Source organism: Paenibacillus sp. FSL W8-0439 (assembly GCF_038008995.1).
Classification (GTDB): Bacteria; Bacillota; Bacilli; order Paenibacillales; family Paenibacillaceae; genus Paenibacillus; species Paenibacillus polymyxa.
This window is the reverse complement of sequence record NZ_JBBPAK010000001.1, coordinates 4,258,717-4,285,628: the sequence shown is the minus strand read 5'-3', so window position 1 is coordinate 4,285,628 and position 26,912 is coordinate 4,258,717. Positions and strand designations below refer to the sequence as shown.

Sequence of the window (26,912 nt, the reverse complement as noted above, 5' to 3'; positions counted from 1 at the left end):
ATTTTAAGAAAAGGTAGTGATGCTATTTACTCACAAGGAGGATATGAATATGAGCACAGTGGACACAAAGTCCAGTTCAAACGGTGGCGCTCGTGTCGCCGTACAGCGTTTTGGCCGTTTTCTCAGCGGTATGGTAATGCCCAATATGGGAGCCTTTATCGCATGGGGATTAATCACGGCCCTTTTTATTCCGACCGGGTGGTTTCCGAACGAGGGTTTTGCACAACTGGTTGATCCGATGAAAAATTATTTGCTGCCGCTATTGATTGGTTATACAGGAGGCACAATGATTCACGGACAGCGTGGAGGTGTGATCGGTGCCATTATGACGATGGGTGTCATTGTGGGGGCCGATATCCCGATGTTCCTGGGCGCAATGGTAGCTGGCCCGCTGGCTGCATGGATCTTGAAGAAGTTCGATAAGGCCATTGAAGGCAAAGTCAAATCAGGTTTTGAAATGCTGGTCAATAATTTCTCGGCCGGGATTATCGGTGCCATTCTAGCACTGCTCGCTCATGTGGGGATTGGCCCGGTCGTTCAAACCATCAGCCAAGTATTGTCGGCAGGGGTACAGTTTCTCGTAAATGCAGGGCTCTTGCCGCTTGTCAACCTCATTATTGAGCCCGGAAAAGTATTATTTCTCAACAACGCACTGAATCACGGAGTATTGAGTCCGATTGCGCTAGAGGAAGCTGCAAGAACAGGAAAATCCGTTTTGTTCATGCTTGAATCCAATCCTGGGCCGGGGCTCGGCATTTTGCTGGCCTATTGCCTGTTCGGTAAAGGCTCTGCGAAGTCGTCTGCTCCTGGTGCAGTTATCATTCATTTTTTCGGCGGGATTCATGAAATTTATTTCCCTTACATTTTGATGAAGCCGATTCTAATTCTCGCTGCTATAGCAGGGGGCGTTGTGGGAACCTTCTGTTTTATGTTGACAGGTGCCGGACTGGTTGCTGCTCCTTCACCAGGCAGTATCATTGCTTATTTCCTGATGACACCAAAAGGCGGATATTTGCCGATGCTGAGCGGTGTGATCGCTGCTGCAGTCGTATCCTTTGCTGTTGCCGCAGTATTGCTCAAGACAGGTAAGCAAAAGGAAGAGGGGCTGGAGGAAGCTGCATCCCGCCTGAAAGATATGAAAAATCAAAGCAAGGGTGCAAGTGCTAACGCCACTGTAATGGAAGATAACCACGCATCTGATCGTGCTGCTGAGATTGCCGCAGATCGAATGCTCAAGGATAAATCCGAAGTGAACAAAATTGTCTTTTCCTGTGATGCAGGTATGGGTTCAAGTGCCATGGGAGCTTCAATTTTACGCAAAAAAATGAAACAGGCGGGCGTGGGCGTTACGGTAACGAATACGGCAATCAGTGAAATTCCACAGGATGCGGACATTGTCATTACGCAAAAAACATTAACAGACCGGGCTAAAACGGTAGCCCCGAATGCTGAGCACATTTCCATTGACAATTTTCTGAAAAGCCCTGAATACGAAGCGCTGGTTGACCGTCTGAAATCCGACTCTTAATCCCTATAAAGTCAGCCGTCTGTGTACAGTTTGTATTTCCTGTTGAAAGGGAATAGAGCTTGGGAAGGAACGGTATGCGCTTATGAATATTACGAAACGACAATCTGACATCGTGGAGTATCTTTTGGAGCAGCCCCATGAGGTTACAGCCGGGGAAATTGCCGAGAAGATCAATGTCAGCACAAGGACGGTCCATCGGGAACTTGGCGCAGTCGAGTGTTGGTTGGCGGCTCATGAGGTAAAGCTGGAGAAAAAATCAGGGATCGGTATCTATGTGGATGCCGGCCCGACTCAGCTTGCAAGTCTGCGGGAGCAATTGTTGCATACGAAGTCAGACGAATACTCCGCTGAGGAGAGAAAAATTGTAGTGCTGTGCATGCTGCTGGATACACAGGAGCCGATCAAGCTACTGGCGCTGGCATCGGATTTGAAAGTCACAGTAACTACGGTCAGTCATGATCTGGACGAATTACAAGGATGGATCGGAGATCGAGGGCTCGTGCTTGTGCGCAGACGAGGATACGGTGTCAAGATTACAGGACGGGAGATAGACAAAAGACGGGCGATTTCTGAGCTGGCTCTCGAATATTTGGATGAATCGGATCTGTTTTCCGGTCGAGAGGAGCTTCGTTCAGTGACACGTGTCACTGAAAAGTTGCTGGAGATGATTGGCAGGGAGAACTTGCTAACCGTGGAGAACGCCCTCTGGCAGCCTCATGATCAATGGCTGAAAAACATGGTGGAAAGCAAATATATGGAGTTGCTGATTCAAATTTGCGTGTCACTGGCACGTCTACGACTCGGGTACGTTGTAGATCATCGTGCCTCCCTCCCGTATTCGAAGACAGATTCGGAGGAGAATATCATGCTGCGCACAGCTATGGTAGAACGCATATGCGCAGAGTTGTCGGCGGCGCTGGCTATTGACTTTCCAGACCAGGAACGAAGTTATTTCAGGTTGCTGTTCCGTGATGCTGAGGATCATTCCACCCGGTTGCTGCCACTGGATGATCTTGTACTGCTGGAGTTGGTTCATGAGTTGATTCGTCGTGTGGAGACAGAGACAGGCACACCACTTGCAGAGGACCGCGTTTTGCGTGAAGGACTGATAGCCCATATGGCTCCGGTACTCAAACGTTTGAGGGAAGGAAAGTCCATCCGCAACCCTCTCCTTCAGCAAATCCGCAAGGATTACGGCAGCTTGTTCGACTCGGTCAAAAAGGCTGCGGCGGATATGACCGAAATGGAAGTACCAGATGAAGAGATCGGATTTCTGGTCATGCATTTTGGCGCTTCGTTGGAGCGACTGCGACAATTGCAGCGGGAGGTTCGAGCCATCGTAGTCTGTACGAGCGGAATTGGGTCCTCCAGACTTCTGGCAACCAGACTGGCCAAGGAGCTACCACAGATCAAAATCGTGGATAGGGCCTCATGGTACGAGGCAACGCGGATTCCGAAGGAGGATTATGATCTAATCATTTCGACAGTGGAGCTGCCGCTTGAACCGGATCGTTATCTCAAAATCAGTCCGCTGCTGACGCAAGAGGAGAGTGACCGTCTGCGTCATTTTATCCAGCATATTACACTCAATCAACTCAATGACCATCCTCAGGAACAGGCTGTTCAGCCCGGCCAGGGCATGGAGTGGCTTACCGGTCTACGGAAAAGCCTTGAGGAGATTGTACACATTGTACAGCAATTTCAAGTATACCCGCTGGAAAATCAAGGGATGGATATGTCAGCCACTATAGAGGCTATCTGCATGTTGGAGGCAGTGCGGGGAAATGTCACAGAGCCTTCTGTTGTTGCTGAACAACTTGTAGAAAGAGAGCGTCAAGGGAGTCAGGTGATTTCTGATACCTCCGTTGCTTTGATTCATACGCGCAGTCCCTATGTTCGCCAGCCTTCGCTGACCTTGTATAGGCTGGCTGAGCCGCTGCTGGCGGATGTAGATGAGCAGGTAGAATGCGTTCTGCTGATGTTGGGACCTCGTGAGTTGCCGAAAGAAAGCTTGGAGGTATTGAGCGAGATTAGTGCATTACTGTTGCAGGAAGACATGATTACGCTACTGGAACATGGTAGCAGGGATCAGATTGCCAATTATATATCGAGTGAGCTGGCTGAATTTTTCCACAGTAAATTAGGGACAGGGAGGAATCTAACGTGAGTATTATGACGATAGACAAAATAAAAATGAACGCAACCGCCAAAGACAAATATGAGGCGATTCGTATGGCAGGACAAATTCTGCTGGATGCAGGACATATTACAAGTGAGTATATTGACAAGATGCTTGAACGCGAGGAGATCGTATCCACCTATATTGGGAACGGGCTGGCTATTCCACATGGTACCAAGGAATCCAAGACGCTTGTTCAATCCACTGGCATCTCCATCGTTCAGTTCCCGCAAGGCGTAGATTTCGGGAAAGAAAAAGCATACATGGTGATCGGCATTGCAGCCCAAGGCGGCGATCATATGGAGATTTTGACGAGTATCGCTGTGGTATGTGCGGAGGAAGAGAACATGGATAAACTTCGCAACGCAGTGGCTCCACAGGAAATTATAGATCTGTTCGAAAGTGAGCTGGAGTTATGAGAGCCGTTCACTTTGGAGCAGGAAATATCGGTCGTGGCTTTATTGGGCTGATTTTGTCGCGTGCAGGCTATGAGGTTGTCTTTTCAGATGTCAACGAGACCCTTGTATCTGAGTTACGCCGCCGCAAGCAGTATACGGTAGAGTTGGCGAATGATACGAAGGATACGGAGACAGTTACGAATGTAACCGCGATTGACGGTAGAGATGCATCGGCTGTAGCGGACGCGGTAGACCATGCTGATCTGGTCACGACCGCGGTAGGGGTTAGCATCCTCAGGCATATTGCAGCAGGTATTGCCGAGGGCATAGCGCGGCGGGTAGAGCGAGGGGCAGGCCCGCTGCATGTGATTGCTTGCGAAAATGCAATTGGAGGCAGCGCCCAACTGAAAGAGCATGTTTTTGCGCTACTGGATGAGGCGACTCGTGCCAAGGCAGAGGTTTCGGTTTATTTTCCCAATGCCGCTGTAGACCGGATTGTGCCGATTCAGCATCATGAGGACCCGTTGCATGTGCAGGTAGAGCCTTTTTACGAGTGGGTTGTGGATCGCTCGCAAATGGCTCCTGATCATCAAGAGATTGAAGGCATTCTTTACGTGCAGGATCTGGAGCCTTACATTGAACGCAAGCTGTTCACGGTGAATACGGGCCATTGCGTGGCAGCCTATATTGGTTATGTCGCAGGTTATGCCACGATCCAGGAGGCCATGAAGGATACCAAGGTGGTGGACTCCATACACGGGGCGCTGGAGGAAACAGGAGCGGTGCTTGTGAAGCGCTTCGGTTTGAATCAAGGGGAGCATAAGAAGTACATCGATAAGATTTTGGATCGCTTCCGCAATCCTAATCTGACAGACGAGGTTACTCGGGTCGGACGTTCACCGCTGCGCAAGCTGTCTCCCAATGACCGTCTTGTACGTCCCGCGCTGCAAGCGCAGGAGTATGGTATCCCGACCGATCATCTGGCGTTGGGAATGGCTGCCGCCTGTAAATTTGATATTACAGAAGACCCCGAAGCGGTTGAGCTTCAGCAGGTGATTCGCAGCCAAGGGGTGAGTGAAGCGCTGACACGTTATACGTCCATACCTGCAGATGACCCGTTACATCGGCAGATATTGGAGCAATATGATATTATAAGTTCATAAAACAACGTAATAACACGCACTTATTTCGATTATCCTCTTGAAGACAAAACATCTATATGAGCACAAAAGTGTTCTGTAGAGTTGAACTTCAAGAGGATTTTTATATGCGTGATTTACATCACATAACAACCTGACTAAATTATATATATTGATAATGATTATCATTATCTATAAAATATCATTAACAGTATATATATTAGGGGGATTACAGTGAAACCGATTTATATTACCTTAGGGTTTTTATTTTTGGCGCTTGGAGTGATTGGCGTAGTGGTGCCGTTGCTGCCGACTACACCGTTTCTGCTGCTGGCAACCTTTTTCTTTATGCGGGGGTCTGAAAGGATTCATCAGTGGTTTTCGAATACATCTTTGTACCATAAGTATCTGGAAAGTTTTGTACAAACCAGGTCGTTGAAGCTGTCTACAAAAATTACGTCATTGGGCTTAGCGTCAGCTATGCTCATTACAGGCTTTATCTTTACCCCCATTGTGTGGGGCAAGGCGCTCATCGTTTTGGTCATCCTGTTCAAATATTATTATTTTATATTCCGAGTCGGAACTGTGAGGGAAGGTAAGGCGGAAACTCCGTCTTCATCTGAAGCCGTCCCTACTCCGAAAAAAAGGTCTAAAATGGTCGACAGTCGTCTACTAGGCCTGGTGGAGCATTCTCGCAAATATATCATCTTGGGTGTGCTCGTACAGTGGATCGGTCTTTTAGGGAGTATAGCCGCCGTTTTGTCTATGGCCTTTGTGATGCAGCAAGCATGGGAAGGACAAGTAACTCGCCAGCTAATTCTATCCATGACAGTCATTGTTATTGCTGCCATTGCCGTTCGCTTCCTGAGTAATTACGCAGCCAGTATGTTGTCCTATCGGGCTTCAATCAATGCTAAAAAAACGCTGCGCTCGCAGATTTACAGCAAGCTGTTAAAGATGGGACCCTCTTATACGGATCATACCTCCACCTCAGGGGTTATTCAGGTTGCTGTAGAAGGGGTGGAGCAGCTTGAAACCTATTTTGGTAGATACATGCCTCAGCTATTTTATAGTCTGCTTGCACCTGTAACGTTGTTCATCACCCTCTCTTTTGTCAGCTTCAAAGCGGCTATCATTCTATTGATCTGCGTTCCCTTAATTCCAGTGTCCATTATTGTTATTATGCGGATGGCTAAAAAGCTGTTTCGGAAATATTGGGGCAGCTACGTCAATTTGGGCCACAGCTTTTTGGAAAATGTACAAGGTCTGACTACGCTCAAAATTTATGGGACAGACCAGAATAAACATCAGGAAATGAACATAGCGGCTGAGGATTTTCGCAAAATGACAATGAAAGTCCTGACCATGCAGTTAAACTCCGTAGCTGTCATGGATCTTATCGCATTTGGTGGTGCCGCCGCAGGTGTGCTGGTCGCTGTTAGCGAATATTCTTCGGGTCACATTGGCTTGGCGGGAGCGCTCATCATTGTGTTGCTGTCGGCAGAGTTTTTCATCCCGCTGCGTCTGCTCGGTTCCTACTTTCATATTGCCATGAACGGAATGGCAGCAAGTGACAAAATATTCGAAATGTTGAGTACAGAGGATCTTGTACAAGGACAACAAAGCATAGAAGCTACAGACATTCGATTGGAACGGGTAAATTTTGCTTACGACGAAAGAGATACCTTGCGTAATATAACCATGGACATTCCTCAAGGCAGCTTCGTTTCCATTGTTGGAGAATCAGGCTCAGGTAAAAGTACGGTAGCCGGATTGATCGTTGGACATCATGAGGGTTATCAAGGAAGCCTAACGATCGGAGGAACCGAACTGACCTTCATTTCGGAAGAAAGCCGCATGCGTCATATGACCTGGATCGGTTTTAACAGCTATATTTTTAAAGGCACCGTAGAAGCAAATTTGAGAATGGGCAATGAGCACGCGGATGAGCGACAAATGCTGGAGGCGTTGCGGCAAGTGAAACTGTATGATTTTATTCTCTCCGAAGGGGGATTGGAAGCAGAGATAGAGGAGCAGGGTGCGAATCTGTCAGGAGGACAGCGTCAACGTCTAGCACTGGCCAGAGCGTTGCTGCACGACAGTCATGTATATATTTTTGATGAGGCTACTTCTAACATTGACGTTGAGAGTGAGGAAGGAATCATGGAGGTCATACATGCACTGGCAGGTCAAAAAACAGTGATTCTCATCTCTCACAGACTCGAAAATGTAATTCAATCTGACTGTATTTATGTGCTGCAAAATGGTTTGGTGGCAGAATCCGGAACGCATCAGGAACTGTTGAGCAAGCAGGGACATTATGCGGAGATGTATCTCAGTCAGCATCGGATGGAACAGTTTGTAAAAGGGGGTGCAGTATATGCGTAGACCCGGTTTACGAATCATGGGTCAATTGTTGGTCTTGGCAGGACCTCTTTTACCTGTGCTGCTTATCACGATTGTTACAGGAGTGCTTGGCTTTGCTTGTGCTATTGGCATTATTGTGTACGGGACCCTTGCCCTACTGACAGCAACGGGCATCACGACAGGCTACAGCATGACATTTTTGCTGACTGCCATCGTGCTATGTGCTGTATTGCGCGGTGTATTTCGTTATGGCGAGCAAATGAGTGGCCATTATCTCGCTTTCAAGCTGTTGGCTGTGCTGCGAGACAAGGTGCTTCAAGCTTTGCGCAGATTGGCTCCAGCCAAGCTTGAAGGCAAGGACAAAGGGAATCTGATATCGCTGATTACAAGTGATATTGAGCTGCTGGAAGTATTTTATGCGCATACGATAGCGCCTGTTATGATTGGCATCATCACTTCACTGCTCATGGTATTTTTTATAGGCTCTTATGAGCCTTTACTAGGCTGGATCGCTGCGCTTGCTTACATAACCGTCGGTTTGTTTATTCCCCTACTTACGACACGTATCGGCAAGCGCCAAGGGATGGAATACCGGAGCAGCTTCGGCCAGCTGAGCAGTTATTTTTTGGACAGCTTACGTGGGATGAAGGAAATTGTGCAATATGGGCAAGGGGAACAACGATTAAATGAAATTAACCGTCGTACGGATCAGTTAGATGCCAAGCAGAAGGATTTGAAGCATCATGAAGGCATCACAAGAGCAGTCACAGATACAGCTGTAGTCGGATTTTCATTCTTGATGCTGCTAGCTGGATTGTATGGCATGTCTAAAGGACAGATGGATTTTACAAGTATGCTGATTTCAGTCATTGCCCTGTTTAGTTCATTTGGTCCGGTGGTCGCACTGAGCAATTTGTCCAACAATTTGCTTCAAACGCTGGCAAGCGGGGAGCGAGTGCTAAGTCTGCTGGAGGAGAGCCCGGAGGTAGAAGAAAATATGAATGGAATGACCGTTGGCTTTACTGGAGCGCAGATAGACAAGGTGACTTTTGCATACGATGGTCAAACGGTGCTGAATGATGTAAGTCTCACGATACCACACAAGCGAATTATAGGTATTCAGGGTAAAAGTGGGTCCGGTAAGTCAACGTTGCTGAAGTTGCTGATGCGATTCAGGGACCCGCAGAAGGGTGGGATTTTACTATCTGACCACGATTTGAAGGACATTGAGACCCGACATTTGAGAAGCGTGCAAAGCTACGTCGATCAGCATACATTCCTGTTTGACGATTCCATTGCAGCTAATATCAAAATTGGAAAGCCGGATGCTACACATCAACAGGTTGTGGAAGCAGCCCGTAAGGCATCAGTACACGATTTTATTATGACATTGCCTCAAGGATATGACAGCCGAGTCGGAGAGTTGGGGGACAGGCTGTCTGGTGGAGAACGCCAGCGCTTGGGGCTGGCCAGAGCCTTTGTTCATGATGCGCCCCTCTTACTGCTGGACGAACCAACTAGCAATTTGGACAGTTTGAACGAAGCGATTATTTTAAAATCGTTAAAAGAACAGCAACAAGACAAAACGATTATCCTTGTTTCGCATCGAAGCTCTACTATGCGAATGGCTGACGAAATTTTTCAAATGGATAACCGCCGACTCTCCTGAACGTGATGAAAGCTGGGAAATAAATGTGATGCTTTGAAGGCGAAAGCTGTAGCCTGTTCATCGTTTTGTCATAAAATGGAGTGTGCGTGTTGAAATGGGAGCGTCATCCTTATTTAAATCATCCAGCTTTTCAAGCTTGTCTTATTTTGATAGCCTATGAGGTGAGGATTTTGCAAATCCTGAGGTATATTGACAAGTCATAAACATCATAAATGATGGATGAACAGAGGCTATAAGCCGATGTATAGAAATGGGTGGTGAACAGGAATGTCTGATTTCAATCAGCTCAAGGGACTTGAGCACACAGCGTATCCCATATATGAAGGCTATGATTTGGGTCTTACTTATACGCCTGCGGGCAGCAAATTTAAGGTATGGGCACCGACTGCACAGCAGGTTCATATCGCGTTGTATACCGACGCAGGGGTGTACGATCAGGAAGGAATCGTTCAGGAGCACGGCGGTGGTCAGGAATTTCTCATGAATCGTGATGGTCACGGAGTATGGTCTATAGAGCTGGAAGGCGACTGGAACAGATATTATTACATGTACAGGCTGGAGTGGGCGGACCACAGCATTCATTATGCTACCGATCCATATGCCAGAGCGGTATCAGCCAACGGGCAACGTACGGCTATCATTGATTTGGATCGAACGAACCCGGATGGATGGGAACAGGATGAGGGACCCGTACTTGAGCGTACGACAGATGCTATTATCTATGAGCTTCATGTGCGTGATTTTTCGATGGACCCCGATTTTAATACGGGTATAAAAGATTTATCTACTGCTCAGGGGCGGTTTGCAGCCTTTACGTATACGGGATTAATGGATTCCGAGGGTAACAGTGTCGGACTGGATCATTTGCTGGAGCTGGGCATTACCCATGTTCATTTGCTTCCAGTGGCTGACTTTCATACGGTGAATGACTTTTCGGAATTAGGAACTGAATATAACTGGGGCTATGATCCGCAGCATTATAATGTGCCGGAGGGATCTTACTCTTCCAATCCAGCTGACCCGCAGACGCGTATACGAGAGCTGAAACGGCTGGTACAGTCTCTGCATACTGCTGGCATTGGTGTCATTATGGATGTTGTGTACAATCATACGTATTCGGTGGAAAAGGGTCCGTTTGAGCCGATTGTACCAGGATATTATTACCGTACGGATGAGCAAGGGAAGCTCACCAATGGATCAGGTGTAGGTAATGAACTGGCAACCGAACGTCCGATGGTGCGCAAGTATATCAAGGATTCACTACGCTATTGGGCAGAGGAATATCACATAGATGGCTTCCGGTTTGATTTGATGGCGTTAATTGATACACCGACTGTAGAGCAGCTTACCCGAGAGCTTCGCGCTGAAATACGTCCCGATCTGCTGATCTATGGTGAGCCTTGGACGGGTGGGGAGTCCCCGCAGCCTTTGCTTACATTAAAAGGAACGCAGCGGGATAAGGGCTTTGCCGTTTTTAACGACAATTACCGCTCTGCCATTAAGGGAGATAGCGACGGTACCGGGAATGGGTTTGCCACGGGGGCGGAAAATCAGGAGGAACGGGTACTTCAAGGTGCTTTTGGAGCTATCTATGATTTTACAGCTCATCCATCAGAGACCGTCAATTATGTAACGGCCCACGATAATCTCAATTTGTGGGATAAAATTTTGACGGTGAGACATGTGCGGGAGAACTGTCGTTTTCCGCAATGGGAGCAGGGGAACCCCAAAGATGGAAGGACAGCCGAACAAGCCGTAGCTGAAGCAGACCCGTATCAGGAACTGGATGAAAGTAACCTACTTGAAAACGAAACTGTACGTAAGTCTCTGTTGGCTAACGGCATGATTCTGACATCGCAAGGTATTCCTTTTATCCATGCAGGAGATGAACTGCTGCGTTCCAAATATGGAGACCATAACAGCTACCGAAGCTCTGATGTGGTAAACGCTATCCGGTGGAATAACAAGCCGAGGTTTCGATCCGTGTTTGACTACTACCAGGGCTTAATTGCTTTGCGGCGCAGTCATCCGGCATTCCGTATGGATCAGCGCGAGCTGGTGGAGCAGCATATGGAAGTCCTGCAAAGCAGTGGGCATGTGGTGGCTTTTGCATTGAGGCATCATGCTAACGGCGATGCCTGGAATTATATTGTGGTGATTTATAACGGTTCGGATACAGAGCAGACAATATCATTGCCTGCGGAATCGGATCGTTGGCATGTGGTCGTGGATGCACACGGGGCCGGGAATGAGACACGCTATGAAGTGGTAGGCCATCGTGTGACTGTATCGCGCTGGTCGATGATGGTGTTGTATGATCAGGCTGGACCTCCCCAAGCCTCCTTTTTGACTGAGCAAGATCAAGCTAACGAGCAAGTGGATAACGAAACGAAGGGCTTAGATGAGGGGACGAATCAAGAGATTGCAGGTACAGCAATGACAGATGCCCAGCGAGGAAACGATAGAGCGGTTATTCCGTTTCGTACGATTGAACTGATCTACGAGCGTGCAGACCGGCAATACTCTGGCTGGAATGTGTGGGTATGGGGAACCGGACACCAGGACGGACATGTTGAATTTCACGATTGGGATGATGGTCGGGCAGTAGCCCGCATTCGGGTGGCTCCTGATGTACAGCGAATTGGCTACATTGTCCGACTGAATCACTGGGATGCCAAGGATGTGGAGGCAGATCGATATATTGATGTAGATCCGACCCAGTCTGTGATGCAGGTATTGATTCATAGTGGCAGAGAGGAATATTTATTACTGGTTAACGATAACCGGGCGGGATAGACTTGTATGCCTGGTTGCCATATATACACGAGAAATAGCATTTTTCGATCATTTCGAGAAATGCTATTTTTTTATGCAAATGTGCGTCAGTTTCAGAAAAAAGGGGTAAAATAGAATTATGGACTTGTTTAGTTTTGCCAGCTTGCTGGCTTATATTCTGTAGTACGACTGGTAAACAAGCAAGATTCTTGGAGGAAAATCATTTGTAAGGTAACCTGAAGGAGGTTGTATATCATGAGTTCTAATGGAGGAAGTATTCAACTAACCGCCCAGCCGAGAACAGAGAAGAAGGGTTCGGCCATTCGTGGATTGAGGTTAAAAGGACGGATTCCAGCTGTGGTTTACGGCTCTGAAATCGAGGGAACCCCTGTACATGTCGATGCCAAGGAATTTAATAAAGTAATCAGAACCGGACGTTCAGAGGTTTTTAATCTCACAGTAGAAGGCGGAGAAACGATTCCAGTCATTATTAAAGATTATCAACAGCGTGACAACCAATGGTTGCATGCCGACTTTTTGAAGATTTCCAAAAACAAACCGCTTCGCGTGCGTGTTTCGATTGATTATCAGGGTACGCCTGTAGGTACAAAATCAGGCGGTATTCTGCAAGTTCAAGAAACAGAAGTCGAGGTTGAAGGTTTGCCTTCTGACTTGCCGTCCACTATTGAAGTGGATGTATCCGCACTGGATATTGGCGACAAGCTGAGCGCAAGCGACTTGAAGCTTCCTAAAGGCGTGACGCTGCATGTCTCTGAAGAGGAGTTGCTGGCATCCGTGATCGTTCCGCGTGCAGTCGAAGTAGAAAATGCTGCTGTGGAAGGTGATGCAGCGGCAACTGAAGGTGCTGAAGAGGCTTCCGAAAACAAGGAATCTTAATGGATTCAGCAGGCACATTAAACGTTTGCCAATTAAAGAAGATGATCAAACCGTGAATTAAAACCGTTCCCTGTTAGGGGGACGGTTTTTGTCTTTAAAGTACGACCATCATTCAATACGCGTTCTGATATGACGATATATATAGTATGGTATTTACATTTTTATTTTATAAATACCTAATATATCTCTAAGGAGCGCGTACACAATCATGGACAGAACGAATGAATTGTTGTGGCAAAGAAACAAATTGGTGATCATTATTTTTTGGATTATGACTTTGAGCAGCATCTTCCCGGCAATATCTAATCCCTCGATGTGGATATCTAGCGGTGTAGGATTAGTAGTCGCGGCAGTTTTGACGATTCTGAATATACAAAAGATAGGAATCCGGCTTATTCCTTGGATTATTACATTTTATAGTGCATTAATATGTATATTTGTGAACTTATCTAATGTGGAGGTAGTGACTACGATCTTTATTTGTTCATTGTTGCTACTCTACCCATCTTATCCATATTTTCTGGTAGCTATGACTTTAAATTTATGTAATATTTTTATACAAATTACGATCGGTACGCCTGCAACTCTGCCAGCTACCGGTTCTTTGCGTTATGTACATGAATTTATTATTGTAGTGCTGATTGGGTTACTATTGCTAGTGGTATCGGTGTTAAACCAAAAGCAGTTTAAGATAACGGAGGAACAAAATAAAAATATGGATGCCACAAGGCAACGTATTGAATTTCTGTTTGAGCAAGTGAGGCAAGCTGTAGCGGGATTACATAGCTTTACAGAACGATTCAGGAATCAAGTGGATGCTACAGGCATTGTGACGAATGAAGTCGCCATCGGGTTTCAGGAGGTTGCCAAAGGGGTAGAGATGCAGGCTTCGAATATCACTGAGGTAACCGATAACTTGGCTCAGTCTGACCGGCATGTGCGCGAGGTTGCCGATCATTCCCGGGAGCTGAAGCAGCTCTCTGAAGATACGAAAAATGCCGGCGGTAGAGGCAGTAGTCAACTGCTTGCATTAACATCTCAAATTAAAGATTTGGGTCAGGTGATGAGTCGTACCAAAGAAGAATTGGATGAGTTTAAATTGCAGAGTGACAATATGTCTGCCATGCTTAAAGATATTACTCAAATCTCAAAGCAAACCAATTTGCTGTCCTTGAATGCATCCATTGAGGCCGCCAGAGCGGGAGAGCATGGAAAAGGATTTGCGATCGTGGCTGGAGAAGTGCGTAATTTGGCTGAGATGGTTGGGAACACCTCAGTGGCGATGGAGGGTATTTTGGAGCAGCTGAGAACTCAGATGGATTCCGTCGTAAGCCAATTTGACATGGGACAGGAAAGATTACAGCAAAGCATGGAGTCGGCACATTCGACCGAAATTGTACTGGAAGATATCCTGCAAAATGCCAATAAAGTATTGGTGCAGGCTGTGGAGGTAGAGTCCAGTACGAATAGTATGCAACAATTTTCGTCTCAGGTCGTTCAAGAGATGATGGAATTTTCCAGTGTGACAGAACAAGCAAGTGCAGCGTCTGAACAAATTTTGGCTGGAGTAGAAGAGCAGCAAAATATAACCTCCAATATGGTAGCGGGATTTAGTGAGCTGGAGGCATTGATTATTCAGTTGAAAGAGCTGGTCCATGATCAGAATGAGAACAACAGCTCTAGTGAAATCGGCAAAAGTAAATAACCGAAAAGCATCATCATCGGACTAGAGATCCGGGGCTTATCGCTAACAAGCGGTATCCCCGGTTTTTTACTTCTTATTGGGAAGAAGGGAATGAAGTGGGGAGTTTTAGAAGCTATAATTAGATGGAAGTTGATGGTATAATTTGTGGCAGTTTAAATGCTTTGGAACAAGGGAGAATGACTATGATGATGGGAAAGCAAGCACCTAAATTAAAAGCAGGAGACGAGATACGCATTCTTTCGCCATCCCGAAGCTTGTCTATTGTTTCTGAGGAAAATCGACTGATTGCTCAGAGTAGACTGGAGGCGCTTGGGTTTAAAGTGAGCTTTTCACAGCATGTGCTGGAAAACGATGACTTTGCATCTTCTTCGATAGAGTCTAGAGTAGCTGACTTGCACGAAGCTTTTGTCGATCCAAAGGTAAAGGGCATTCTGACCTCAATTGGGGGCTATAATGCCAATCAGCTTCTAGCCCATCTGGATTATGATCTGATCGGCGCTCATCCTAAACGATTATGTGGCTATTCGGATATAACGGCGTTAAGCCATGCGATTTATGCCAGAACAGGGCTTATCACGTATGCAGGACCTCACTTTTTGACGTTCGCCATGTTGCGAGGAAATGAATATACGACGACTTATTTTCAAAGGTTAATGTTGGAAGAGGGGAGCATTCAAATCCAATCGTCGCCAGAGTGGAGTGACGATGCTTGGTATCTGGATCAGGATCAAAGAAGCTTTCACCGCAATGCAGGTCCATATGCGATTCATGAAGGAGAAGCAGAGGGTACGATTGTGGGCGGAAACTTGTGTACTCTGAATTTGTTACAGGGAACCCCCTACATGCCAAGTCTAAAAGGAACTATAGTGTTTGTTGAGGATGATTACGAAAGTTCTCCCGCTACATTTGACCGGGATTTGCAATCATTGTTGCACCAGCCTGGATTTGATCAGGTTAAAGGAATCATCATAGGACGATTTCAGAAGGCGTCGCATATGACAGAAGAATTGCTGCGGCAAATTATTCGTTCGAAAAGAGAATTGGCCTCTATACCGGTGATTGCAGATGCTGATTTTGGTCATACCACGCCGCAGTTTACATATCCGATTGGCGGGAAGGTGCTTATTCGTGCCCGTAATGGCAGGGTAGGAATTGAAATATGTGAGTAGTGGTTTTTTAGTAACACAACTATGTAGCCATATCCGTTTTTATTTGGGAGGAACGCATGTGAACGCCTTGCTGGAAATGCTGATGCAGCTCTTTGAGCGCGCAGCATTGTTGCTGATTTGTTTGTTTTTTATTACACGTATCCCCCGATTTAAGGAAACCTTGCAGAAGAACAGTCATTCTCCGGCAGAGCTGACTTTACTAACATTGATTTTCTGTATGTTTGCCCTGTTTGGTACCTACACCGGGATTGAAGTTGAAGGCTCGCTGGTTAACGTTCGAATCATTGCAATTATGGCGGGCGGTATTTTGTTCGGACCCTGGGTTGGGATCATTACAGGTATTGTATCGGGGATCCATCGTTATCTAATTGATATCGGGGGAGTGACCTCGATTCCGTGTTTGATTACAAGTATTCTGGCAGGTGTGGTGTCAGGATATATCGGCCGCCGGGTCAATCGTTCCAAGAGATGGCTGGTCGGCATCGCTGCAGGTATGGTCTGTGAAGCGTTGACGATGCTGCTCATTCTGGTGATGGCAGAACCTCACGGCCTTGGTGTGGACATCGTTTCCAAGATCGGTCTACCGATGATTATCGGAGAGGTCAGTATCGGTTTAATCGTTCTATTGATCCAAAGTGTAGAGGGGGAAAAGGAGAATATCGCAGCAAGACAGGCCAAGCTGGCATTGGATATTGCCAACAAGACGTTGCCTTATTTTCGTTCGATTAATGCGGAATCCTTGCATACGATTTGCTCGATTATAAAAGAAGACATCAAGGCAGACGCGGTGGCGATTACGGATACCCGAGATGTACTGGCTTACGTCGGATTTGGCGAAGAACGCTATCATATCGGGGATGAAATTATTAGCGATGTGACTAAATCGACGATCCGCAGTGGTAAAATCACGATCCGCAACCATATTGCTGACGACAAAACGCCCCAAATCCAGTCTCTGCTCATTATCCCGTTAGAGGAGCGGGGAGAAGTAACCGGAACCCTAAAGATTTACTACCGAAAAGCTTATAAAATCACGTATCCGTTGCAGACGATGGCGATTGGCTTGTCTCAGATCATTTCCACGTTAATGGAAGTGTCGCGTGTGGAGCAAATTAAGGAAGCGGCGAATAAGGCCGAGTTAAAGGCACTCCAGACGAAGATCAACCCTCATTTTCTGTTCAACGCGTTGAATGCCATTGCCTCAACGACGCGCACCAAACCGGATAAGGCGCGAGAGCTGATTATCAATTTGTCAGGCTATCTGCGTTATAATTTGGAGCTGAATGATGATTTGATCGAAATTCACAAGGAGCTTCAACAGGTGTCGGATTACGTAGAAATTGAAAAAGCTCGCTTCGGCAATCGGCTTCAGGTGGAGTATGTAATGGATGAGGTGTCCGTGCGTATTCCGAGCCTAATTATCCAGCCCCTAGTTGAGAATGCGATTAATCATGGAATCCTCAAGAAAAAAGGGTCAGGTACAGTAACCATTTCTGTAAAAGACCGTGGCGAAAAGGTACGTATTTCTGTAGCTGATACCGGGGTGGGTATACGGGACGATGTAGTGGATAACCTATATCATGATCAAGTTCCGGCTAAACAGATCGGCTTGTACAATGTGCACAGAAGACTCAAGCTTATGTACGGTGAAGGAGTCATTATTCTTAAACATGATCCGGGCACCGAAGTATATTTTGACATACCAAAGGAGAAGTCATGAAGGCCATAATTGTAGAAGACGAACTTCCAGCACGTGAAGAGCTGGAGTATCTTATTCAGACTCATAGCAGCATTGAGGTGACCGATAGTTTCGAGGATGGACTGGATGTATTCCGGTTTCTGCAAGATCAGGAGACGGATGCGATCTTTCTGGACATTAACATTCCTTCATTGGACGGGATGCTATTGGCACAGAACATTAGCAAATTTGCTAAAAAGCCCTATATTATTTTTACGACCGCCTATAAAGAACATGCGGCGCAGGCTTTTGAACTGGAGGCGTTCGACTACATTCTCAAGCCATATGATGAAAAACGGATCGCATCCATGCTGCATAAGCTCGAAAATGCTTATGAGCAGCGAAACGCTCAAATACAGGAACCTGTCCAGGCTGGGCAACCCCGAGCTGCTGAAACCAGTACCGTTGCTGCTCCGGGGCGTATTAATCTGCTGAAAAATGACAAAATTATCGTAACGGATGCGAACGATATTTACTATGCGTGTGCGCAGGAAAAGGTAACTCGTGTCTTTACAAGGCATGAAGAATATACGATGCCGATGAGCATTTCGGAATTTCATGCCCGGCTGCCGCAGCAGGAATTCTTTCGCTGCCACCGATCGTATACGGTTAATCTGTCGCAAATCCGTGAGATTGTACCCTGGTTCAATCATACGTATCTCCTGCGTTTGCGTGGACTAGAAGCAGAAATTCCGGTGAGTCGCAGTAAGGCCAAGGAGTTTCGGCAAATTATGCGACTTTAAAGGCATTTCATTCCGCTATATGTGCATTTCATTCCTCAAACGATTTCTAGCTGACATGCAGGGTTATAATAACCGTGTAAACAGAATCCTTACAGAATTGCTCTTTCACAGGCGCAAAGCGTACTGGATTCACGGTTATCATCATAACAAATGGATGCTGTAGAGCCGGAATGAAAAGAGGAGATCAATATGAAATCAAACAGCGGAAATCGCCTGCTGGTCGTACTGGGAACGATTATTGTCCAGATGGGCTTAGGTACCATTTACACATGGAGCTTATTTAATCAACCGTTGGTGGACCGCTTTGGCTGGAACCTCAGTTCGGTCGCTATTACCTTTTCAATTACCAGTTTTGCACTGGCGTTTGCTACGTTATTCGCAGGCAAGCTACAGGATAAATGGGGACTTCGTCGTCTGATTTTGTGTGCAGGTATCGTACTAGGGGCAGGGCTCATGCTCAGTTCACAGGTAACTTCGTTATCCCTGCTGTACATTTTGGCAGGTATTGTCGTAGGTTTTGCGGATGGAACGGCATATATTACATCACTGTCAAATCTGATTAAATGGTTTCCTGAGAAAAAAGGACTCATTTCCGGTATTTCAGTTGGGGCCTACGGTACAGGCAGTCTGATATTTAAGTATATTAACGGTTCGCTGATTCAGTCTGTTGGTGTATCGCAGGCATTTCTATATTGGGGTATCATCGTGCTGATCATGATTGTCGGTGGTTCTTTCCTGGTGAAAGAAGCAGTAGTCATAAACAAACCTTCGGTACAAAATGGGGCTGTACAGCGGGACTATACCGTTAAAGAAATGCTGCGCACCAAGCAGGCATACCTGCTGTTCGTCATGTTCTTTACCGCTTGTATGAGTGGTCTCTACCTGATCGGAGTGGTCAAAGATATCGGTGTACGGATGGCTGGCTTGGATGTAGCAACAGCCGCCAATGCGGTCGCTATGGTCGCTATTTTCAACACGGCGGGTCGGATTATATTAGGTGCGCTATCGGACAAGGTGGGTCGTCTGAAAGTGGTAGCAGGTGCACTTTTAACAACAGCAGTTGCAGTTACAGTACTGAGTCTGGTACCCCTGAATTTTGGTTTGTTCTTTGCCTGTGTAGCAGGAATTGCTTTTTGCTTCGGTGGCAATATTACCGTCTTTCCTGCCATCGTAGCTGATTTCTTCGGTCTGAAGAACCAAAGCAAAAACTATGGTATTGTGTATCAGGGCTTTGGCCTTGGTGCGCTGGCGGGGTCATTTATCGCTGCCTTGCTCGGCGGATTTATCCCGACCTTTACCACAATTGCTGTGCTGTGCGTCGTATCGTTCCTGATTGCCCTCACCATTCGCACTCCAGAACAAGGTAAAGGCAAACTGCGCAGCGAACAGAAGAAAAATACCAACGGTGTGCGCAGCATGAAGCCAGGCACAAAATTAGGTTAAACGATTTGAGAAAATAGGACCAGATGAATGCCAAAAGACCTGTCATCATTTCTCTAAGGGAGATTATGGCAGGTTATTTGTTTTTCCAATAACCTGATTTACGGTATAATAAAAAGACGTGTAATAAGCCGATATATACAAAAGACATAAGCTAAGAACCTGACAGGAGGACGAGTCATGATCGTGGATACAAGCGGGAATCTGCTTGCCCGCAATACGAAGCTGCGAAATACATATCAAATTCGAAGCGCCTTGTCCCGCAGTGAGCTGGCCATCGTGTATACGGCAAGGCTGTTGGATAACCGAGAAAAGGTGATTGTAAAGGAATTTTTTCCGAATGCGCTGGCTTTGCGGGGGATGGATCGAAAAACGGTCACTTGTAGCGCTTCTATGCAATCCAAATATGTAGAGTTTATGCATTATTTCTTGCGTGAAGGGCAAATGTTGAAGGAATTAAATCATCCGGGGGTTGTCGGTTATATAGATCACTTTGAGGAAAATGGAACTGCTTATCTGGTCATGGAATACTGTGCAGGCAAGACGCTGGATCGAATGATGAAAGAAGAAGCTGTGCCAACGTCTGATCCTACTTTTTTGTACCAAACGTTGCTACCATTAATTGATGCCTTGGAGTATATACACAACAAAGGAATTATTCATCGGGACATTAAGCCAGGCAATATTATGGTTGGGGAACATGGCAACATCAAGCTGATTGATTTTGGCTCTGCTGTGCATTTTGAAGGCAAGGAGCATCCGATCTTCACGACGGCAGGCTATTCTCCGCTGGAATTTTACTCTAACCGTTCGCGGCAAGGACCTGTATCGGATATTTATAGCTTGGCCGCAACGCTGTATTATTGCCAAAAAGGATCACCTCCACCAGATGTGCCAGGCAGATTATTTGCAGATCGGACCGATCGGATTCGGATCGAAAATGCAGGGATTTCACTACTGCCGTACGTGATTCGGCGTGGCCTGGAGGTACAGGCTAACAAGCGTTGCCGCTCACTTCGATGGTTTAAAGCCGCACTACGTGCGGAATATTGGATAAAAAAAGGGAAGCGCCCTACTCTTACGGTTCGTTAATCGTAAGAGTAGGTGCTTCTCTTTTTTATTCCGACGGACGTTATCCTGTCGGAGCTTGAATGTGGTCGGTGTAGACTGAAGTGTTCGGCTTAATCGCTTTGTAGCGCAGCTCAATTTCAGTGATGCCATCCTCAAATGTGATGTACAGTTTGTCACCATACGCCATGACCGCTTTTTTGTTGCGAGTCAATCTGATTTTTCCATGCTGCAGGGCACAGCGTGTATCATGTTTCACGATCAGAGCCCCTTTTTTACCTGCGGAAAATAGGATTCGTTCCGCTTCTGGCAACGGTTCGTGAACGTCAAGCGTACGGAATAACTCCTGCAAGCTGACCTTATGACCCGGAAAGGAGGTCAGCGGCCAAGATTTAACCGGAATCTCCTGTCCACTCGCTGTAGCGAGAAAATATCCTTCGATTCTTCCAGCAAACTGCGGCTTCGGTCGCAAGAACCAATACAGAAGAGCAGCTATCACAATGCTGATGGCTACCGTCCATTTAATGGCTGTATACCGGGATTGGACTGAAACGGTCAGTATAGCGCTACTGGATGCACCTTCTGGATCGGTAGCGGTAATCTTTAGCTTCGTGTCACCTGTGTGAAGCTTGGATAGCAGCAGATCATTACCGTTAATCTCGGCATTAATTGTATCCTCAGAGGCTCCTGAATCCAGCTTATAATTCAGCTTGTCATGATTGGGATCAACAATAAAATCCTCTAAACTTCGACGGGAGTCACCGTCTTCTTTTACCAGATGTATCGTCAGGTCTTTTAAAGCTTGTGGTGCTGCATTGGTGGCGTGAACTTTATGTACAATTCCCTTACGGTACCACTGCGGACTATCCAGAGATAGCTGCCATGTATAATCACCCGTTTGTGGGAACGCATATTCGGTATGAAAGGCTCCTGACTTATAGGTCATAGGCACCTTTTTAGCTGTACCGCCTTTTACAGGGGTAACTATAATATGGGCTTCAAGAGAAGTATATATGGCCTCATCTGTAAGATTTTGGCCATCCGGTAACAGGAGCTGAGCTTGAAATGGTGTCGCTTGTCCCTTCAGCAATTGCATAGGCTTGTCGCCATGAGTTGCTGTTGTTTGCGTTCCTCCTATAGTAGCTTCAGCTTCCAGTCGGTAGCTGCCAAGTAAATTGATTTTAACCAAATCTCCGCGTATGCCCCGTAATTTCAACTTCACTTTACCTGCTTGTGGATGCTCAATTTTCAAAATTGCATATCGGCTCGACTTGTACCTACGGACATTTTCTGAATTGGAGTATAGCTGGGTTTCCAGCAGGGGATGCTCCGACAAAAGCACCAGATTGGCTTCCTCCATACTAGAGTCCGGTAGAGTCACCGTTAATTCTTGCATCTCGCCAGTGGTCGTAATTGCAGCAACTGGAACGAGTTTGGAGCGAATTTGACTGGCAAAAATACGATTCAGAATTTCCGGCAGATCCTCAGCACTACTCGTAATAAAAGAAGTTCCTCCCGTTTGAGAAGCGATCCGTTCGAGTTCTTGCCGGTTTACCGTGCCATCATGGTTCAGGCCAATCGTATACACCGGGTATCCCTTGGTCTGTGCAGATTTGATGACAGAGGATACATCGTTATTCGAGTCACCCTTAGACCGAGAACCAGAAGAGGCACCAAAATCAGTCTCTCCATCTGACAATAAAATCATAAAAGGCTGACGCCCTTGGGATGCTCCGGCAGCTAGCAGTTCTGAGCCTTTACGCAGCCCAAGTCCCAAATCTGTATAGCCAGAACGGTTCAACATTCTGATTTCCTGCTGGATTTGCGATTTTTGCGCTGCCACGCCAATCGAGGTAAGTGGTTTTGAGGCGACAACATGATGGTTGTAGGCGACGAAACCCACGCGTGTACGGTCTGCATCACTTAAGTCCATAAACATACTAATAACTTCGGCGGCAATACCCTCGGGATCCGTGTCTCTCATGGAATAGCTGGTATCCAGTACAAAAACAGCATCGTAACCCTCGATCGGAGCAGTCCCCAAAGATGCTGCATTAGCCTGATTTACAGTGCAAATGACCCCGTTTAAGCCCATTTGGAAAAATAGTACAAAAGTCATGAAAATGATAATTCCTAGTTTCCTTATTCTGAACATAAGCTCCTCCATCGGCGAGACCAATGTGGGCGTGCCAACTCTCCTAATCCTTGGGATATAAGGGATAAAGGATCAAAACAGCTGAAAACCCTCACATTAGCCATGAATTTGATACTTTTACGCTTATCAGAAATATCCAATGAACTTCTATCGGCAATTGGATTCCATTTGTGAATATTTCCCTGAAGAAACAGGTCTAACATATCATAAAAATTACGTATTCACGCATAAAATGAGCCAAAATGCCCTATTTCAATCTGAGACTACAGAAATTGACAAAACTAAAGGGTGCTTTGTATGATAGCTCTCGTATCAACGGCAAAAATTGGGATTGAAGTTAGGAATACGAAATCATAAATTTGAAGTTTCTGTGTTATATGACTTTTGATTTTGAATTTTATCTCATTTGAATGCCTTGCCGTTAAAAGCCGAATAGCGCTTCGGACCGATTTTCGAGGTTATATGCCTGTACCGTAAATGTGGTATAAGCTCAATCCTTTGACGAATTTAAATGTTAAGTAGGGGGGAGGAGGCAAATGAACTAAAAATGAATATTCGTCCGTTTCAAATTGGACATCCCATGTCCGAATATGGAGCAATGGACCTATACTCAAACTTTATTCATTTGTCGACAGCGATGGAAATCATTTATCAAACCAACCGGACAATGCTTTTTGAAGAGATTAACCCGGAAAAGCTGGACTTGATCACCATTGTAGGTGATGTGAAGGGTATCGACAGCTTGAGCGATGAGAAGATCAAGGAAATTAATCAGCACCTTCTGGTGCGCAGCTTTGACGAATTTTTGGATAAGTTTTCACCGACCGTGTATTCATTTTTTAACGCGGCCAATCAAAAGGTCGTCTACACCCTTAAAAAGCCTGAGGGAATTGATGAGGATAGCATTTCTGAAATTCGTATCAATCAAAGCAATGATTTTCTGAAAATGTTGTTTACGCTTATTGATACTAAGCGCAGTCAAGGAATCACCAATGTAGATTTCAAATTTGAAAATCTGCTGGATATGATTTCACCGAAAAAGGTTATGGATGATATTCGTCAAGTCCGCAAAGAAATTCACTATATGTACGGTGAATACGACAAGCTGGATGATGGCGATCCGAAGAAACTCGACATGGGTGACAAACTGAATGCCATGTTCGAGGAAGCGAGCCAGAACTATAACAACGTTATGGCTATGCTGCCACTGGCCATTGAGGACATCAAAACCCGACTTCTGCTCGGTGGGGCCCAAGAGGAAAACGCCGGTGAGTTGATCCAGGTGGGTATGCTCTCCATTGGGGAAAGCGGCGAACTGAAAATTATTGAAGCGCCGAAGAGCGAAAGTACTGAACTGATGCTGTTGGATGAGAACAGCACTGGCGATCTCTCCCAAGTATTCGAAGAAGATTACAACTCTATCACAGATACGCCTTCTGACTATGTGAAGGACTTGGTGGTTCGCACGTTTGTGCCACTGCCAGCTGTTCAGACCAAGGTTGACACAGCGGTTGAAGTTCAGAACTACAACACGTATCTGGAGTTCTATAAAAATGCCAAGGATGATTTTGTAAAGGCGGTTAAGCCGCTGGTAGAAAAAATCCTCGGTGTCAAAATGTTCTTCGATCAATATGCGACGAAGAGCAAAGGGATGCTGCCGACAATGCTGGTAGCGAATAACAAGCTGGACATGCTGGTGAAAAGTAGCAATATCCCGCGTCTGGAAACGTACCTGAACACCGTAAATGCCAAAAATGAATTCAGCGACACCATCTGGTTCGGGATCGTTCCATCTATCGAGCTTGAAGCAGCCGGTAAGGTAAAAGTTTCTCGTGAACGCTTTAAGGGCAACGAGAAGGTCGTAAAGCAGGGCGGAAATTCGATGGAATCGCTTTCGATGCTGCTGCAAGTCGTGAAGGATTACAAAATTCAAATGTTCTTTAACTTTGAATCCGGTGAAGAGACGACCTTCAACAGTATGGCGACAGCAGGCATCGATAAATATGTCGATAAATGCGCCAGTCTTGTACGCAGAGAATATAGCGAATTTGCGATTCCTTGTGTACCAAACTTTACCATTATTCCGAAGGATAAATCGGGTGTCATTATTGATAGCAAAATGCTACAGACCGAAGACGGTGTGCAGCTCTCCAAGGAAAAAGAAGATATTCTCAAGCTGTGGATTGAGGGCGTATATGTGGGCGCTGCCTATGTGGCCGCTGGCTTGGTCGCTTCCTATCAATGTCCTGAATACCTGCGTGAGACGTTCAAAACGGTCAATAAAAACTTCCCGGGTGTACGCTTCGACATTGAAGCTGGAGACAACAGTCTGCGCACGGTGACGACGATGGCCAAGGAAATCACTGGGTTCACCAACACGATCAAGGATGCCATCAACCGTAAAAACTTTGGCTTTGTATTCTCGTCCGAGAATGCTCAGATTCAGGATAAGGATATCCGCCGGATTACTGTCTACAAGGCAAGAAGCATGGCGATGTCCGAGGACGGCTTTGACTCTATCTACAAAACGCTGGTCAGCACGTACATTGAACGTATTTTGCGCTACCAAACAGGTGACTTCAAGCACGAAAATATCGTCCGCTTCTTTAGTAACAATCCGAGCAGCCAGAAGAGCAAGTGGCTGAGCAGCAGAGGATCTGTGAACTCGATCATTCAGGACGGAGATGATATGAGCTTCATTATTGACGAGAAAAGCAATATGTGTCATATCGATCTGGTCTTCAATGGTAATGTGAAGAACCTGGAAGTCATGATCACTAAGGGAACCAGCTCGGTCAAATCATGATCCGAGCACTACGAAAGATGGTAGAGGCGTTTCTATCCAGAACCGCCTTTATACATAAATCGCGGAGAAGCCCTGCTTCTTCCGCCATCATTTTACCTAATATCAAGGAGGCAACACACATGGGATTCAGATTGAAAGTAGAAGGACAAGAAACAATCGAGCTGGGCTTGGATAACATCCAAACGGTTATTTATGACACCGATACACCGGACGATTCCAATGCACGCTCCACTGACGTAGGCTCCACGCTGCGCATCAGCGGTAAAATCATCACAGCAGTAGATGGTGACAGCGCGGATGACACACTGAAACTGGCTTTGTGGTCTCTGGTTCCTGCTGAAAAAGCAGACAGCTACCGTAAAGTAACACTGGAAGTTATCGCAGCCGATCAAGTAGTGCGTAAAATCTACTTCCCGAATGCTTTTGTTGTAGACTACAACGAGCACTTCGGCGACACAGAAGGTGTAGGTGCGTTTACACTCTACATCAAACAAAAGAAAGACAAAACCGAGCTGGCTACCATCGACGGCGGATATCCAGTTTAAGCTTAACGTCTTAATGTTAAGCGCAGCTTAAACACACACTCACCCGGCGCATACGTGAAGGGTGGATAAATATTAAGAGGCCTACGGGTCTCTTAATATTTATTTTTTTCGGAGAGGGGAACATCAGACAATGACCAACTACTATGAGCTGCTCGGTGTCAGCCGGGATGCTTCGGAGGCAGAGATTAAGCAAGCTTACCGTAAACTGGCCAAAAAGTATCATCCTGATACCAACCAGGGAAGCGAGGAAGCAACGCGCAAGTTCAAGCTGATTCACGAGGCTTACAATACCTTGCGTGACGAAGCATTGCGGCAGGCATACGATGCTGAGCTCATCCGAAAAGCTACGGGAACTAGCGGAGAACAGCAAGATAAAGCGAGAGGGGCAGCACCTTCAGGCGGTACGCGTAGGACAGCTAAAGGATTCAATCCGGCTGACATAGGCACTGATTTTGAGCAATTTTTCGGCTTTCATCCGAAAACGAAGGAGGGCTCACCAGGGAAAAAAACAAAAAAATCCGGTGATCCGACGGATACCTCAGCCATGTTCAACCAATTTTTTGGTATTCGTAAAAAGTGATGATTTCAGGA

The 26,912-nt window shown here is 46.2% G+C and carries 18 protein-coding genes; 17 read left to right on the top strand and 1 reads right to left on the bottom strand.

All coding sequences use genetic code 11. The features are described from left to right. Window positions 1-49: 49 nt before the first annotated feature. The 14 genes from MKX36_RS18335 (at window position 50) to MKX36_RS18270 (ending at window position 20,839) form a co-directional block, all read left to right on the top strand. A complete protein-coding gene (locus MKX36_RS18335; RefSeq protein ID WP_017426746.1) occupies window positions 50-1,528 on the top strand; it encodes a PTS mannitol transporter subunit IICB in 1,479 nt (492 codons plus the stop codon). 82 nt (window positions 1,529-1,610) lie between these two features. Further along, window positions 1,611-3,695 carry a BglG family transcription antiterminator gene (locus MKX36_RS18330; protein WP_340865289.1) on the top strand — a complete coding sequence of 695 codons (2,085 nt, stop codon included), beginning with the start codon at window positions 1,611-1,613 and terminating at the stop codon, window positions 3,693-3,695. Continuing rightward, window positions 3,692-4,126 (top strand): PTS sugar transporter subunit IIA, encoded by a 435-nt coding sequence (locus MKX36_RS18325; protein ID WP_340865288.1) that lies wholly within the window; start codon window positions 3,692-3,694, stop codon window positions 4,124-4,126. Before MKX36_RS18330 ends, MKX36_RS18325 begins: the two co-directional genes overlap by 4 nt. Continuing rightward, complete coding sequence (locus MKX36_RS18320) at window positions 4,123-5,268, top strand: mannitol-1-phosphate 5-dehydrogenase (protein WP_340865287.1); 1,146 nt, start codon at window positions 4,123-4,125, stop codon at window positions 5,266-5,268. Before MKX36_RS18325 ends, MKX36_RS18320 begins: the two co-directional genes overlap by 4 nt. 210 nt (window positions 5,269-5,478) lie before the next feature. Further along, complete coding sequence (locus MKX36_RS18315) at window positions 5,479-7,632, top strand: DUF454 family protein (RefSeq protein ID WP_340865286.1); 2,154 nt, start codon at window positions 5,479-5,481, stop codon at window positions 7,630-7,632. Next, the gene (locus MKX36_RS18310; protein ID WP_340865285.1) at window positions 7,625-9,280 is read left to right on the top strand and encodes an amino acid ABC transporter ATP-binding/permease protein; all 1,656 of its coding nucleotides are present in this window, start codon (window positions 7,625-7,627) and stop codon (window positions 9,278-9,280) included. Before MKX36_RS18315 ends, MKX36_RS18310 begins: the two co-directional genes overlap by 8 nt. 267 nt (window positions 9,281-9,547) lie before the next feature. After that, complete coding sequence (pulA, locus tag MKX36_RS18305) at window positions 9,548-12,076, top strand: type I pullulanase (protein ID WP_340865284.1); 2,529 nt, start codon at window positions 9,548-9,550, stop codon at window positions 12,074-12,076. Window positions 12,077-12,310: 234 nt separating this feature from the next. Then, a complete protein-coding gene (locus MKX36_RS18300; RefSeq protein ID WP_019688287.1) occupies window positions 12,311-12,952 on the top strand; it encodes a 50S ribosomal protein L25 in 642 nt (213 codons plus the stop codon). A 208-nt stretch (window positions 12,953-13,160) separates the two neighbouring features. Further along, window positions 13,161-14,657, top strand: a complete 1,497-nt coding sequence (locus MKX36_RS18295) for a methyl-accepting chemotaxis protein (RefSeq protein ID WP_031462043.1) — start codon at window positions 13,161-13,163, stop codon at window positions 14,655-14,657. Window positions 14,658-14,839: 182 nt separating this feature from the next. Next, window positions 14,840-15,826 (top strand): S66 family peptidase, encoded by a 987-nt coding sequence (locus MKX36_RS18290; RefSeq protein WP_340865283.1) that lies wholly within the window; start codon window positions 14,840-14,842, stop codon window positions 15,824-15,826. A gap of 58 nt (window positions 15,827-15,884) precedes the next feature. Continuing rightward, complete coding sequence (locus MKX36_RS18285; RefSeq protein WP_340865282.1) at window positions 15,885-17,546, top strand: sensor histidine kinase; 1,662 nt, start codon at window positions 15,885-15,887, stop codon at window positions 17,544-17,546. Then, entirely contained in the window at window positions 17,543-18,307 is a 765-nt protein-coding gene (locus MKX36_RS18280) for a LytR/AlgR family response regulator transcription factor (RefSeq protein ID WP_113050079.1), read from the top strand. The genes MKX36_RS18285 and MKX36_RS18280 overlap by 4 nt, the downstream gene beginning before the upstream one ends. 189 nt (window positions 18,308-18,496) lie before the next feature. Beyond that, entirely contained in the window at window positions 18,497-19,750 is a 1,254-nt protein-coding gene (locus MKX36_RS18275; RefSeq protein ID WP_340865279.1) for an L-lactate MFS transporter, read from the top strand. Between the two features lie 177 nt (window positions 19,751-19,927). Next, window positions 19,928-20,839, top strand: a complete 912-nt coding sequence (locus tag MKX36_RS18270) for a serine/threonine protein kinase (RefSeq protein ID WP_340865278.1) — start codon at window positions 19,928-19,930, stop codon at window positions 20,837-20,839. Between the two features lie 40 nt (window positions 20,840-20,879). Here the strand turns inward: MKX36_RS18270 and MKX36_RS18265 are convergent, their stop codons facing one another. After that, complete coding sequence (locus tag MKX36_RS18265; RefSeq protein ID WP_340865277.1) at window positions 20,880-22,970, bottom strand: vWA domain-containing protein; 2,091 nt, start codon at window positions 22,968-22,970, stop codon at window positions 20,880-20,882. A 637-nt stretch (window positions 22,971-23,607) separates the two neighbouring features. Here MKX36_RS18265 and MKX36_RS18260 point away from each other — a divergent pair. The 3 genes from MKX36_RS18260 to MKX36_RS18250 all read left to right on the top strand — a co-directional run bounded on the left by MKX36_RS18260 (window position 23,608) and on the right by MKX36_RS18250 (window position 26,901). Then, on the top strand, window positions 23,608-25,776 hold the full coding sequence (locus MKX36_RS18260; protein ID WP_025365581.1) for a hypothetical protein: 2,169 nt from the start codon (window positions 23,608-23,610) through the stop codon (window positions 25,774-25,776). A gap of 119 nt (window positions 25,777-25,895) precedes the next feature. Further along, the gene (locus MKX36_RS18255; protein ID WP_007431573.1) at window positions 25,896-26,321 is read left to right on the top strand and encodes a hypothetical protein; all 426 of its coding nucleotides are present in this window, start codon (window positions 25,896-25,898) and stop codon (window positions 26,319-26,321) included. A 130-nt stretch (window positions 26,322-26,451) separates the two neighbouring features. Then, a complete protein-coding gene (locus tag MKX36_RS18250) occupies window positions 26,452-26,901 on the top strand; it encodes a J domain-containing protein (protein ID WP_031462038.1) in 450 nt (149 codons plus the stop codon). Window positions 26,902-26,912: the final 11 nt, after the last annotated feature.

Coding starts and splice junctions, on each gene's coding strand:
- MKX36_RS18335 (WP_017426746.1), top strand. CDS start 50: ATGAGCACAGTGGACACAAAGTCCAGTTCAAACGGTGGCGCTCGTGTC.
- MKX36_RS18330 (WP_340865289.1), top strand. CDS start 1,611: ATGAATATTACGAAACGACAATCTGACATCGTGGAGTATCTTTTGGAG.
- MKX36_RS18320 (WP_340865287.1), top strand. CDS start 4,123: ATGAGAGCCGTTCACTTTGGAGCAGGAAATATCGGTCGTGGCTTTATT.
- MKX36_RS18310 (WP_340865285.1), top strand. CDS start 7,625: ATGCGTAGACCCGGTTTACGAATCATGGGTCAATTGTTGGTCTTGGCA.
- pulA (WP_340865284.1), top strand. CDS start 9,548: ATGTCTGATTTCAATCAGCTCAAGGGACTTGAGCACACAGCGTATCCC.
- MKX36_RS18300 (WP_019688287.1), top strand. CDS start 12,311: ATGAGTTCTAATGGAGGAAGTATTCAACTAACCGCCCAGCCGAGAACA.
- MKX36_RS18295 (WP_031462043.1), top strand. CDS start 13,161: ATGGACAGAACGAATGAATTGTTGTGGCAAAGAAACAAATTGGTGATC.
- MKX36_RS18290 (WP_340865283.1), top strand. CDS start 14,840: ATGATGATGGGAAAGCAAGCACCTAAATTAAAAGCAGGAGACGAGATA.
- MKX36_RS18280 (WP_113050079.1), top strand. CDS start 17,543: ATGAAGGCCATAATTGTAGAAGACGAACTTCCAGCACGTGAAGAGCTG.
- MKX36_RS18275 (WP_340865279.1), top strand. CDS start 18,497: ATGAAATCAAACAGCGGAAATCGCCTGCTGGTCGTACTGGGAACGATT.
- MKX36_RS18270 (WP_340865278.1), top strand. CDS start 19,928: ATGATCGTGGATACAAGCGGGAATCTGCTTGCCCGCAATACGAAGCTG.
- MKX36_RS18265 (WP_340865277.1), bottom strand. CDS start 22,970: ATGTTCAGAATAAGGAAACTAGGAATTATCATTTTCATGACTTTTGTA.
- MKX36_RS18260 (WP_025365581.1), top strand. CDS start 23,608: ATGGAAATCATTTATCAAACCAACCGGACAATGCTTTTTGAAGAGATT.
- MKX36_RS18255 (WP_007431573.1), top strand. CDS start 25,896: ATGGGATTCAGATTGAAAGTAGAAGGACAAGAAACAATCGAGCTGGGC.
- MKX36_RS18250 (WP_031462038.1), top strand. CDS start 26,452: ATGACCAACTACTATGAGCTGCTCGGTGTCAGCCGGGATGCTTCGGAG.